Source organism: Streptomyces sp. NPDC006207 (assembly GCF_040613835.1).
Classification (GTDB): Bacteria; Actinomycetota; Actinomycetes; order Streptomycetales; family Streptomycetaceae; genus Actinacidiphila.
On record NZ_JBEXSX010000018.1, the window covers coordinates 1 to 11,766 of the forward strand.

Consider the following 11,766-nt stretch of genomic DNA (forward strand, 5'->3'; position numbering starts at 1 on the left):
GGTGCGGCGGCGCGGCATGGCCGAGGAGGACGCCCGGGCCCGGATGGCGGCCCAGGCCACCCGGGAACAGCGGCTGGCGGTCGCCGACGTCGTGACGCCGCTAGTCGCGGTCCCCCGAGGTCAGGGAGGCGAACACCACGACGTTGTCGCGGTATCCGCTCCCGTCGGCGGTGCGGGGGCCGCCGCAGGTGATCAGGCGCAGTTCGGGGCGGTCCACGTCGCCGTAGACCTCCTGGGCCGGGAAGTGCGCCTTGGCCACCGTCCGCACCCGGTCCACGGTGAACTCCGCCGACGCGCCGTCCCGCAGCCCCGCCACGACCCGGTCGCCCGGGCGCAGCCGTGCCAGGTCGCGGAAGACCCCGTCGCCGAACCGGCCGACGGTGACGTGGGCCAGGAGCACGGACGGGCCGAGCTGTCCCGGCGTGGGGGAGTGGCGGTACCAGCCGGCGGGCGAGTGACGCGCCACCGGCGGGACCTCCACCGTGCCGTCCGGGGCCAGCCCCAGTTCCATGACCGGGGTGTCGACCCCGATCGCCGGGATCCTCAGCCGTACCGGGACCGAGCGGGCGAGCGGGGCCGGCGGGGACGGGCGCGTCGGTGCGGCCGCGGGCGGCGCGGAGACGACGGGCGGCGCGGCGACGGGACCGTCACCGGAGCCGCCCGCGCACCCGCCCGCCCAGGGCAGCGCGGCCAGGGCCGCCAGGACCGCGGCCCACCTCGCCCCCGGGGTCATCCGGCGGTGGTGCGCCTGCGCCGCGTCACCACGAACGTGCCGCCGGCCAGGAGCAGCAGGCCGCCCCCGGCCGCCGCCACCACCGTGCCGTCCGGCCCGTGCGCGCCGGCCGGGGACTGCACGCCGGTGTCGGGCGCACCCGCCGGCACCCGGTCGACCTGACGCGGGGACGGCACCGCGGACGGCGCTTCGCTCGGCGCGGCGCTCCGCGCCGGGGCGGGCCGGGCGCTCGGCCCGTCGGCGAACGCGGGCGCCGTCCCCGCCAGCACCGCGGCGCACGCGACGGCCGCGGCGGTGAGAACACTGCTGCGCATGTATCGCTCTCCTTCGTCACCCCGCCCTGCCCCCGGTGGGGCACGGGCGGGTGGTGGCAACTGATCGCGCGGAGAGACGAGGCGGCCCGGAGGCGGGTTGTAAAGAACAGGCAAAGTCGCCCTCGGGAGCTCCTCGCGGGACCCTCGGTGAACGGCGGGCGACGCGGCGGCGACCGGCCGGAGCCGCCGTCCGGCCGGGCGTCACGGTTGGGCAACACCCAGCTCACGGCAGCAGCCGCAGGCCCTGGCGAACGCATCATGAGATCCGGTGGGGGACGTCAAAGGGGGCGGGGAACGGTGGAGTTCACGGTAGAGCGGACGCTCAGGAGACGGGGCCGGCGGTGGCTGATCGGAGGTCTGACGACGGTCGCGCTGGCGCTGGTGTGGCTGGTCGCCTCGCGGAGCGCGACGGGCCCCCTGTTCCTGGGGTTCCTGGCGGCCGTGGGGGCGTGGAACGGGGCGAGGGACCTGCGAAGGGCGCGGAAGCCGTTCCGGCTGCGGGTCGACGCGTTCGGCATCACGCTGCACGACGCGGAACTCGCCTGGGAGCAGATCGAGGCGGTCTCCCTGTGGCACCTCCCCAACACCGGTGAGGACAGCGAGACCACCACACCGCCCAAGCCGCGGCTCACGCTCTGGACGGCGCCCGGCGTCACGTTCCCCCGCAAGCCCGACCGCACCTGGGACGACCGGCTGCGCTACACGCTCGTCGACTGCGAGGACCTCGACCAGAGCGTCCGGGAACTGACGGCCGCGCTCGCCGAGCACGGCGGCGCCGCCTTCGAGACCGCGCCACGGGCCGCGCGCCCGCCGATCCCGGTGACCGTGTCGGGGCCGGAATCGCGCGTGCCCGGCGGGGAGCGGCAGTTCGTCGACGCCCGGCGCGCCGGCACCTGGGTCCTGGTCTGGGCGGCGCTCGCCGTCGTCTTCAGCTACTCGTTCTGGGAACTCGTCCAGGGCGGCTTCACCGGCCCCGTGCCCCTCGGCGCCTTCGGTCCGCTCGGCGCGATCGGCTGCTGGGTCCTCACGGGCCGCTCGTACCGGCGCTGGCGCAAGCCGCTGCGGCTGCGCGTGGGGCCCGCCGGGATCGGCATGCGCGAGGTCACCGGCGAGGAGTCGTTCTTCTCCTGGAAGGACATCGCGGCCGTCACGGTCGGCCGACCGCCGACCACCACCGACACCCGCCCCTGGCTGGTGGTGTGGCCGCTGCCGGGCAGCCGTCCGGACAGCAACCCCTCCTACCTGGTCGACGGCCACAAGGCCTTCGCCCTGGTGCGTCTGGACCGGCTGCCCGGCGGCGCGGAGGCCGTCGTCCCGGTGGTGCGGGAGTACGCGGGGGAGCGGTACGCCGAGACGGCGTGAGCCGTCCGCGGAAAACCGGTTGCGGGGTCTCCCGGAGCACCGGCTAAGGTGTCGCCGTCGGACCGCGGGCAAACCGGGAGGTGTTGGAACGATGACTGCCGTCGAGCTGGGCGCTGCCCCCATCCAGAAGATCATCACCCCCACCTCAGCGGTCGCCGGCTGACCCTGCCCGTCGCGAAGCACCCGACGGCACAGCCGCGCGCGACCGCCCTCCCGAAGGGCTCTCCTCCGTTGACCAACGGATCCGTCCCGCAGCCGTCCACCGCGCTCACCGCCTACGGCTGGGACTCCTCATTCGACTCCGACTTCGCCGTCCACGCGGAGCGGGGACTCACACCCGGCCGCATCGTCCGCGTCGACCGCGGGCTGTGCGACGTCGTCCTCCCCGACGGCTCCGGCGGCCTGAAGGCCGTCCGCGCCGACACCGAGGACGTCTTCACCCGCGACCCCATGGGGATCGCCTGCACCGGCGACTGGGCCGCCGTCGACGAGACGCCGGCGACCGGTCCCGCGGTACGCGCCCTGCTGCCGCGCCGCACCACCTTCGTCCGTTCGACCTCCTCCAAGCGCTCCGAGGGACAGGTCCTGGCGGCCAACGTCGACCTGGCGGTCATCGCCGTGTCGATCGCCGCCGAACTCGACCTCGGACGGCTCGAACGCTTCGTGTCCCTGGCGTGGACCAGCGGCGCGCAGCCGCTGGTCGTCCTCACCAAGGCCGACCTCGTCGACGACCCCGGCCACCTGCTGGACGACGCCCGCGGCGCGGCGCCCGGCGTGGAGGTCCTGGTCGTCAGCGCCGCCACCGGCCAGGGCGTGCCGGAGGTGGCGATGGCGCTGGCCGGCACCACGTCCGTGCTGCTCGGGCAGTCGGGCGCGGGCAAGTCCACGCTCACCAACGCCCTGCTGGGCCGCGAGGTCCAGGAGGTGCAGGCCAACCGCGACAGCGACGGCAAGGGCCGGCACACCACGACCACCCGCGACATGCTGCCGCTGCCCGGCGGCGGGGTGGTCATCGACACCCCGGGGCTGCGCGGCGTCGGGCTGTGGGACGCCGACTCCGGTCTCACCCGGACGTTCTCCGACATCGAGGCGCTGGCCGGGGAGTGCCGCTTCCCCGACTGCTCGCACGACTCCGAGCCCGGCTGCGCGGTCCTCGCCGCCCTGGAGGACGGCGTACTGACCCACCGCCGGCTGGAGAGCTACCGCAAGCTGCTCCGTGAGAACGCGTGGATCGCCTCCCGCACCGACGCCCGGCTCCGCTCCGAGATGCGCCGCGAGTGGAAGCTGCGCTCCGCCGCGGGGCGCGAGATGTACGAGCGCAAGCGCGGCGGCGGCCACCGCAAGGTGTACTGACCGGACCCGGCCCGGCTCCCCGGCGGGGAGCCGGGCCGGCGGTCATCCGGCGCCGTTGTGGCGTTCGCCGCTGCGGCGCAAGGTCAGCGGACTGCCCTCGTGCCAGAAGGTGTAGACGATGCTGCCGAGGCCGAGTGTGACGATGACGATGCCGAGGACGATCGAGTAGACCATGGCTCCTCCAGCCCGTTCGGGGCGCGTTTTACCGCACCTTCACCTTCGATGTCCGAACGTGACCTTCCCGTGGCCGTACCGTCTCACACGCCGTGCGGCCCAACTCGCGTTTCTGCGACCCGAGTTGTCCGCATGTGCGGCTCATGTCGACGGCAGGCCGCCCCGGGCGACGACCCCGGCGTACCAGCGGGCGCTGTCCTTCGGCGTACGGCGCTGGCTCGCGAAGTCCACGTGCACCACGCCGAACCGCTTGCCGTAGCCGTAGGCCCATTCGAAGTTGTCCAGCAGCGACCACAGGAAGTAGCCCTGGACGTCGGCACCGTCCGCGATCGCCCGGTGCACCGCGGCCAGGTGCGCGCGCAGGTACGCGATCCGCTCCGGATCGTGGACCTCGCCCTCGGGGTCGGCGTAGTCGTCGTACGCGGCGCCGTTCTCGGTGACCAGCAGCGGCGTGTCCGGCAGTTCGTCCCGCAGGCGGAGCAGGAGTTCGTGCAGCCCGTCGGCGTCCACCGGCCAGTCCATCGCCGTCCGCGGCCCCGGCGCCGGGACGAACCGCACGTGCCCCTCGGCCCCCGGCCACGGCGACGGCCCCGCATGGCCGCCCGCGGCCACCACGGTCGGGGCGTAGTAGTTGAGGCCCAGCACGTCCACCGGACGGGAGATCACCGCCAGGTCACCGTCGGCCACGAAGGACCAGTCCGTCAGCGCGGCCGTGTCCCGCAGCAGGTCCCGCGGGTAGGAGCCGCGGAACACCGGGTCCAGCCAGATCCGGTTGGCCAGCGCGTCGACCCGCCGGGCGGCGTCCTGGTCGGCGGCGCTCCCGGTGTGCGGACGTACCGCCGCGAGGTTCAGCGTCAGCGACACCTGGGCCGGTACCGGGAGCCGTTCACGCAGCACGCCGACCGCGAGGCCGTGCCCCAGCAGCAGGTGGTGGGCCGCCCGCAGCGCCGCCTCCGGCTCCGTCCGGCCCGGGGCGTGCACGCCCTGCGCGTACCCCAGGAACGCCGAGCACCACGGCTCGTTCAGCGTCGTCCACAACGGCACCCGGTCACCGAGCGCGTCCGCGACGAGCCCCGCGTACTCCGCGAAGCGCTCCGCGGTGCCGCGCACGGGCCAGCCGCCGGCGTCCTCCAGCTCCTGCGGGAGGTCCCAGTGGTACAGGGTCAGGACGGGGCGGATGCGGTGGTCCAGCAGCTCGTCGACCAGGGCGCGGTAGAAGTCGAGCCCCTTCTGCACGGCCGGGCCCCGGCCCGTCGGCTGCACGCGCGGCCACGACACGGAGAAGCGGTAGTCCGTGAGGCCCAGCTCCGCCATCAGCGCGACGTCCTCGCGCATGCGGTGGTAGTGGTCCGCGGCGATGTCCCCGGTGTCGCCGTTGCGCACCTTGCCGGGCGTGCGGCTGAAGGTGTCCCAGATCGAGGGGGTGCGGCCGTCCTCGGCGGCGGCGCCCTCGATCTGGTAGGCCGCGGTGGCGGCGCCCCACCGGAACCCTTCGGGGAAGGCCGGTGTCGTGTGCGGGGCGTTGGTCGTCCGGGCTGCGGTCGTGGTCATCCGGGGCTCCTTGTGTGCGGTCCGTTGCTGTGTGCGGGTCGTTTGCGCCCGCGGTGGGCGTCCGCCCGCCCTCCCGATTGCCCGGCGCGGTCAGTGACCACCTCGCGCGGTCGTTGCGGGGTCGGTGCCGCGCCGGCGCACTCCCCCAGCCTTCGGCCGGGGGGACCCCCATGGGGGCACCCGCCACACCCCCTCCGGCCGGTTGGGGTGACTAACAGCCGGTGGGGGTTCAGAAGGCGGTCCGGGGTTGCCGAAGGTGCCTCACTCACCCCTCAGCGGCCGTCATGCGCCCATACGACGGAAGGGGGTGTGCCGGGGTGCGCCCGGAAGCGACGAGCGGCGGACCCGGTGCCGAACGATGTGGAGGTAAACCGCGAGCGCTGTGGGGGTCCCCCGGCCGAAGGCTGGGGGAGTGCGCCGACGCGCCACCGACCCCGGATGAACAGAGCGCAGGCCCGCACTGACCGCGCCGGGCAATCGGGCGGGCGGGTGGGGGAGAAACCCCAACCGCAACCACGACGGCGCCGCGGACGAGGACCCGTCAACCCTTCACCGCCCCCTGCATGATCCCGCCCACGATCTGCCGCCCCAGCACCCCGAAAACCACCAGCACCGGCACCGTCCCCAGCAGCGTGCCCGCCATGATCACCGACTGGTCGTGCACGTACCCCCCGCCCAGCTGCCGCAAGGCGACCTGCACCGTGGGCTCCTGCGACGTGAGCGCGATGATCGGCCAGAAGAAGTCGTTCCAGGACGCCATGAACGTGAGCATCCCCAGCACCGCCATCCCCGGCCGGGCGATGGGCACGACGATGCTCCAGAAGATCCGCGCCGTCGAGGCGCCGTCGACGCGGCCGGCCTCGATCAGCTCGTCCGGCAGCGACTGCGCGAGGTACTGCCGCATGAAGAAGACCCCGAAGGCCGAGACGAGTCCGGGGAGGATGACGGACTGGAGCTGGTTCACCCAGTGCAGCTCCGCGATGAGCATGAAGAGCGGGATGACGCCCAGCTGGGGCGGGATCATCATCGTGCCGACCGTCAGGGTGAGCAGCGCGTTGCGGCCCCGGAAGCGCAGTTTCGCGAAGGCGAACCCGGCGAGCGTGGAGCACAGGACGGTTCCGACGGTCACCGACCCGGAGACGATCAGTGAGTTGAGCAGGGCCTTGCCGATGTCGGCCTGTTCCAGCACCTGCCGGAAGTTGTGCACGAGGTTGCCGCCGGGCAGCAGCGACGGCGGGCTGGCGGCCAGCTCCGCGTTGGACCGGGTCGCGGCGACGATCGTCCAGTAGAAGGGGAAGGCGGAGATCGCCGCCGCGACGATCAGAAGGGCGTAGGCGAGACGGCCGCCGTGGTGCTGCCGGCCCGCCCGGGCGGAGCGCAGGCGGGGCAGGGGGCGTGCGGTCCCGGCGTCGCGGCCGGGTCGCGGCCGTGTGAGGAGCGCGCTCATCGACGGGTCCCCTTCCGTGAACGGTGCCGTGCCAGCGCGGTGTTGAGCAGCACGAGCAGGACGATGAGGACGAACATCACCCAGGCGATGGCGGCGGCGCGGCCCAGGTGGAAGTAGCCCCAGCCCTGCTCGTACATGTAGAGGCCGAGGGTCTGGTACTGGTGGGAGATGCCGCCCGAGATGCTCCCCTCGAACAGCAGCGGCTCGCCGAAGAGCTGGGTGGCGCCGATCGTGGAGACCACGATCGTGAAGAGGATCGTGGGCCGCAGGCCGGGCAGGGTGACGTGGAGGAACTGCCGCCACCGCGAGGCGCCGTCGAGTTCGGCGGCCTCGTACAGGTCCCCGGGGATGGACTGCATCCCGGCGAGGTAGATGAGCGCGTTGTAGCCGGTCCACCGCCAGGTGACGATCGTGGACACCGCGATCTGCGAGGCGACGGTCCCGGACTGCCAGTCGACGGGCCCGATGCCGGCAAGCCCGAGCAGCCAGTTGACCAGGCCGAAGTCGCGGCCGAAGAGCTGGGCGAAGACCAGGGTCGCGGCGGCAACGGACGTGGCGTACGGCAGGAGCATCGTGACCCGGAAGAAGGTCCGGCCCCGCAGCTTGTAGTTGAGCAGGTGGGCGAGGCCGAGCGCCATGAGCAGTTGCGGCACGGTGGAGACGACCCCGATGGTGAAGGTGTTGCGCAGCGCGGTCCAGAAGAAGTCGTCGTACAGGAGCGCGGTGTAGTTGTCCAGGCCCCGCCATTCCATCGCGCCGGGGGTCTGGAGCTCGACGCGGTAGAGGGAGACGTACGCGGTGTAGAGCAGCGGGAACAGCCCGAACGCGGCGAAGAGCGCGAAGAACGGCGCGATGTAGGCGTACGGCGACAGCCGGGCGAGCAGTCGCCGCGGGGGCGCCTGGGCTGCCGGGGGCCGGGCGGGGGGCACCGGCGCGGTGGCGGTCAGGGTCATGGGGCGGGACCTTCGGGTCGGGGGCGTACCGGGGCGGGGCGGCCGGGCGCGGAGGACCGGGGAGGGGTCCGCCGCGCCCGGCGCCGGCGGGGGCCGTCAGCCGACGGCGTTCTCGACGCCCTTCCTGGCGTGGCTCCACGCCGTCGCGGAGTCCGTGCCCTTGCGTTCGACCTCGCCGAGCGCGTTGGTGATCTGCTGGTTGACGTCGCCGTCGTGCACGCCGAGCACCTGCACCGGGGAGGCCTCGGCGGCGGCGCCGAAGATCTGCCCGATGGGCGCGTCGCTGAAGTACGGGTCGGTGACGTCCTTGACGGACTCGATCGCCCCGACGTTGGAGGGGAAGCTGCCCTGCTTCTTGAAGAGCTTGGCCTGTTGTTCCGCGGCCGTCAGCCACTTGACCAGCGCGAAGGCGTCCTTGGCGTGCGCGGAGCCCTTGGGGATGGCCAGGTAGGACCCGCCCCAGTTGCCCGAAGCGCCGCCCGGGAGCGGGGCGACGTCCCACTTGCCCTTGCCGGCGTCCCCGGCCTGGCCCTTGATGTAGCCCAGCATCCAGGCGGGGCAGCCGATGGTGGCGAAGGAGCCGCTGCTGAAGGCCTGGTTCCAGGCGGGGGTCCACTGGGCGAGTTTGGCGCTCAGCCCGTCCTGGGCGGCCTTCACCGACAGGTCCCAGGCCGAGGCGATGGCGGCGTTGTCGTCGTAGATCAGCTTGCCGGAGGCGTCGTAGTAACGTTCCTTCTCCTGCCCGACGATGACGGAGTAGAGGCTGCCGACGCTGTCGACCCAGGCGCTCTTGGCCCCGGCCTTGGCCTTGTACTGCTTGCCGAGCTCCAGGTAGCCGTCCCACGTGGACCACTTCTGCGCCAGCTGCGTCCGGTCGGTGGGCAGGCCGGCCTGCCGGAACAGGTCGGTGCGGTAGCAGATCGCCTCGGGGCCGACGTCGGTGCCGAGCCCCAGGGTGCGGCCGTCGGAGGTGGTGGCGGCGGCCCACTTGGCTGCGGAGAAGTCGTCCTTGAGGTCCTTGGCACCCAGGGCGCCCAGGTCCTCGAACTTGTCGGCCTGTTGCTGGGTGACCGACGCGATGCGGCCCACCTCGATGCCCTGGACGTCGGCGAGGCCGCCGCCGCCCGCGAGCCGGGTCTGCAGGGCCTTCCAGTAGTCGGCCTCGTTCTCGGTGCTGCTCTCCTTGACGGTGACACCGGGGTGGAGCTTCTCGTACTCGTCGTACAGGCCGGCTTCCTTGTAGCCGAAGGTGCCGAACAGGTCGACGGTGATCGTGACCTTGCCGTCCTTGTCCGCGGACGTGCCGGTCGAGCCGGATCCGCAGGCGGCGAGGAGCGCCCCGGCGAGCGCGACCGCCCCGAGTCGGAGGGTGGCGCGTCTGGCGGCTCGGGCGATGGGCATGGAAGCCTCCCATGGCTTCGGGACGGGTGAGAGGGCCCTTGTTCGCGGTTCTTGAGAGCGCTCTCAAGCGATGCCCAGGAGAGTGCCGCCGCATCCGGTGATTCGTCAAGAGTCGAATGGATAACGGCCGGTGGGGTGGCCCCGGGCCCTGCGCGGCTCCACGTCCTGACGGCATCGCCGGCGTCGTGACCCTTCGCGAACCTCTCCGGGCGCCTCCGCCCGTTGGCGCGGAAACGGTCGTGGAACGGCACGGAATTGACATCTGTAGGGCCCAAATACTCGTCCTCGGCCATGTCGTGCGATGCCCGGAGGAGCGTGTCGGAGGGCTGCTAGAAATTACCCGCCGGCGTGATTGTTCGTGCATGAGTACGGCATTTCCGCGCCTCCCATCCCTATGTCCGCGAGCCCGCCCGCCCGTATGCCCGAATAACCGCAGCAAGGGGAGCGATGACCTCGGCACCATCGGGTTCCGTGCCCGCCCGGAATGCCGCTCACGGTCTGCTCGGCCGCGCGTTGTCCAGGTGCCGCGACGAAAGGGCGACCGGGGTGCTGCGTGTGCAGGGCAGCCCCGGCGGGGCCTTCCATCTGCTCGACGGCGCGGTCGTGGCCGTGGAGAGTCCCGGAGCGCCGGGGGTGGGCACCTTGCTGGTGCGCTCCGGGCGCATCGACGCCGACGAGTGGAACGCCGCCCACGACGCCGCAGGTACGGGGCTGTGGCCGGGCGCGCCGATCGCCGCCGGCGGGCGGCTGGGCACGGCCGAGTTCCAGGTGCTGCACATGATGGCCGTCCAGGACGCCGTCTTCGCCGTGCTGGCCGGACGCCTGGACAACTGCGCCTTCGACCCCGCCCCGCCGGGAGCGCTGCGCACCGTGCCGCCGCCCGGCCTGGGCAACGGGGTGGAACCGGAGGAACTGCTGGTGGAGGCGGGTCGCCGGCTCACCGCGCTGGCCTCCCTGCCGCGATGGGTCTCGCCCGACCGCGACCGGGTCGCCGCCGTGGGTCCGCCCGCGTGGGCGGACGAGCCCCTGGCGCCGGTGCGCCGCGAGATCCTCGGCTGCGCCAACGGACGGCGCAGCCCCCGGGACATCGCGTTCCTCATCGGCCGCGGGGTCTACACGATCACCGTGGAGGTCGCCCGGATGTGCGCCGAGGGCCTCGTCGAGACCGTCCCGGCCCCGCCGGCCCACCCGTTGCCGCCGCCCGCCCCGGCGCCGCGGCTCTCCGACCCGTATCCCACGACACCGGCGGAGCCGGCGGGCCCTGCCGCGCCGAGTCCTCCCCTCGCCCTCCCGGAGGGCGCTGCGGACCCGTACCCGGGCTCGTACCCGCCCGTACCGGAGTGGGAACCGGGGGACGTCCCCGTCACGGCCCCCGGCGCCGAGGGGCTGCCCCGCCGAGAACCGGGCGCCAGCGGTATTCGCGAGGCTCTCGACGCGAGCCGCCCGCAATCGGGCTGGAAAGGATTTCTCCGGCCGCGAGGACGGAGCCGGACCGATTCCCCGTGACCGAAATCCGCGGGGACCAACGGAACACCGACCGAAGGGAATTCAAGGAGGTGCACGTGCATGAATCATGACGCCCTGGTCGCCGAGATGCGCGCTTTGCGGGACCAGGTGGTCGGCGTCACCGACACGGCCGTGGCGGCCGTCGACGGCCTGCTGATCGCCGCCGACACCGAGGACGCCATCGACCCCGACGGGCTCGCCGCGCTGGCCGCCGCCAGCCTCGGGCTCGCCCGGCGGATCGCCGTGGCGGCGCTGCGCGGCCCGCTCCGCAGGACCGTGACCTGCAGCAGCGGCGGCTACACCGCCGTCTACGCGGTCGGCGAGACCGCGCTCCTGGTCGTCGTGGGCGACGAGGGCATGAACGTCCCCCAGCTCCACGTGGAGGCCAGGTCCGCCGTCGAACGCATCGGCGCGATCCTGCTGGCACCCGGGCCCGGACCGGGCGCCGTGCCCGCGCCGGAGTCCGCGCACGACCCCGAGGGAGTCCTCGGATGACGATCCAAGCCTCAGTGAAGACCGCAGAAGGAGTGCTGTGAGCACCACCGGAAAACGCCCGCACGGCAACCTGTCCGACCAGGTCATGGGCCTGGTGAAGAACCTGCGCCAGGAGGTCCCCGACTGCCTCGCCGCCGGTGTGGTCGACATGTCGACCGGCATGCTGCTCTCCGTCGACACCGTCGACAGCCATCCGCCGGAGGTCCTGGACCTGCTCGCCGCGGCGACCCTCGACCTCTTCCAGGGGCGCACGGTGGTGATGATCGAGGACGTCTTCAAGGAGCGCCGCGGGGTCACCAGTGACGCGCACTACTTCCAGGAGATCCTCGTCAACAGCGACAACCTGACCCACCTGTTCATACGCAACAACATGAACGAGGACGTCGTCGCCGTCGTCGTCTGCCGCCGCTCGGTCAACGTGGGAATGCTCTTCGCCCAGGCCCGCCGTGTGGTCAAGGAGCACAGCACGCTCTGAGC

General features: G+C 73.0%; 12 protein-coding genes and 1 pseudogene. 6 read left to right on the forward strand and 7 right to left on the reverse strand.

The window, feature by feature from the left end:
* Positions 1-94, forward strand: a pseudogene (locus ABZ312_RS16630) (dephospho-CoA kinase); the annotation flags it as partial.
* Between the two features lie 6 nt (positions 95-100).
* Here the strand turns inward: ABZ312_RS16630 and ABZ312_RS16635 are convergent.
* Together ABZ312_RS16635 and ABZ312_RS16640 are read right to left on the reverse strand one after the other, a co-directional pair.
* Positions 101-733, reverse strand: coding sequence for a class F sortase (locus tag ABZ312_RS16635; RefSeq protein ID WP_500321718.1), 633 nt, complete (start codon positions 731-733; stop codon positions 101-103).
* Positions 730-1,047, reverse strand: coding sequence for an LPXTG cell wall anchor domain-containing protein (locus ABZ312_RS16640; RefSeq protein WP_500321716.1), 318 nt, complete (start codon positions 1,045-1,047; stop codon positions 730-732). Before ABZ312_RS16640 ends, ABZ312_RS16635 begins: the two co-directional genes overlap by 4 nt.
* A gap of 297 nt (positions 1,048-1,344) precedes the next feature.
* Between ABZ312_RS16640 and ABZ312_RS16645 the strand changes: the two genes are divergently transcribed.
* Both ABZ312_RS16645 and rsgA read left to right on the forward strand, forming a co-directional pair.
* A complete protein-coding gene (locus ABZ312_RS16645; protein WP_500437978.1) occupies positions 1,345-2,409 on the forward strand; it encodes a hypothetical protein in 1,065 nt (354 codons plus the stop codon).
* Between the two features lie 231 nt (positions 2,410-2,640).
* Positions 2,641-3,762, forward strand: a complete 1,122-nt coding sequence (rsgA, locus tag ABZ312_RS16650) for a ribosome small subunit-dependent GTPase A (RefSeq protein WP_500437980.1) — start codon at positions 2,641-2,643, stop codon at positions 3,760-3,762.
* A 42-nt stretch (positions 3,763-3,804) separates the two neighbouring features.
* Here the strand turns inward: rsgA and ABZ312_RS16655 are convergent, their stop codons facing one another.
* The 5 genes from ABZ312_RS16655 to ABZ312_RS16675 all read right to left on the reverse strand — a co-directional run bounded on the left by ABZ312_RS16655 (position 3,805) and on the right by ABZ312_RS16675 (position 9,288).
* The gene (locus ABZ312_RS16655) at positions 3,805-3,936 is read right to left on the reverse strand and encodes a hypothetical protein (protein ID WP_500321711.1); all 132 of its coding nucleotides are present in this window, start codon (positions 3,934-3,936) and stop codon (positions 3,805-3,807) included.
* A gap of 141 nt (positions 3,937-4,077) precedes the next feature.
* Positions 4,078-5,487 (reverse strand): GH1 family beta-glucosidase, encoded by a 1,410-nt coding sequence (locus ABZ312_RS16660; RefSeq protein ID WP_500437982.1) that lies wholly within the window; start codon positions 5,485-5,487, stop codon positions 4,078-4,080.
* 541 nt (positions 5,488-6,028) lie between these two features.
* Positions 6,029-6,934, reverse strand: a complete 906-nt coding sequence (locus ABZ312_RS16665) for a carbohydrate ABC transporter permease (protein ID WP_500321709.1) — start codon at positions 6,932-6,934, stop codon at positions 6,029-6,031.
* A complete protein-coding gene (locus ABZ312_RS16670) occupies positions 6,931-7,887 on the reverse strand; it encodes a carbohydrate ABC transporter permease (protein WP_500437984.1) in 957 nt (318 codons plus the stop codon). Before ABZ312_RS16670 ends, ABZ312_RS16665 begins: the two co-directional genes overlap by 4 nt.
* A gap of 96 nt (positions 7,888-7,983) precedes the next feature.
* Positions 7,984-9,288: an ABC transporter substrate-binding protein gene (locus tag ABZ312_RS16675; protein WP_500437986.1), complete on the reverse strand. Its 1,305-nt coding sequence runs from the start codon at positions 9,286-9,288 to the stop codon at positions 7,984-7,986.
* A gap of 546 nt (positions 9,289-9,834) precedes the next feature.
* On the opposite strand from ABZ312_RS16675, the gene ABZ312_RS16680 reads away from it, so the two are divergent.
* The 3 genes from ABZ312_RS16680 (at position 9,835) to ABZ312_RS16690 (ending at position 11,764) form a co-directional block, all read left to right on the forward strand.
* Positions 9,835-10,794, forward strand: a complete 960-nt coding sequence (locus ABZ312_RS16680) for a MarR family transcriptional regulator (protein ID WP_500437988.1) — start codon at positions 9,835-9,837, stop codon at positions 10,792-10,794.
* A gap of 60 nt (positions 10,795-10,854) precedes the next feature.
* Positions 10,855-11,289 (forward strand): roadblock/LC7 domain-containing protein, encoded by a 435-nt coding sequence (locus tag ABZ312_RS16685; RefSeq protein ID WP_500321704.1) that lies wholly within the window; start codon positions 10,855-10,857, stop codon positions 11,287-11,289.
* 85 nt (positions 11,290-11,374) lie between these two features.
* On the forward strand, positions 11,375-11,764 hold the full coding sequence (locus ABZ312_RS16690) for a hypothetical protein (RefSeq protein ID WP_500321992.1): 390 nt from the start codon (positions 11,375-11,377) through the stop codon (positions 11,762-11,764).
* Positions 11,765-11,766: the final 2 nt, after the last annotated feature.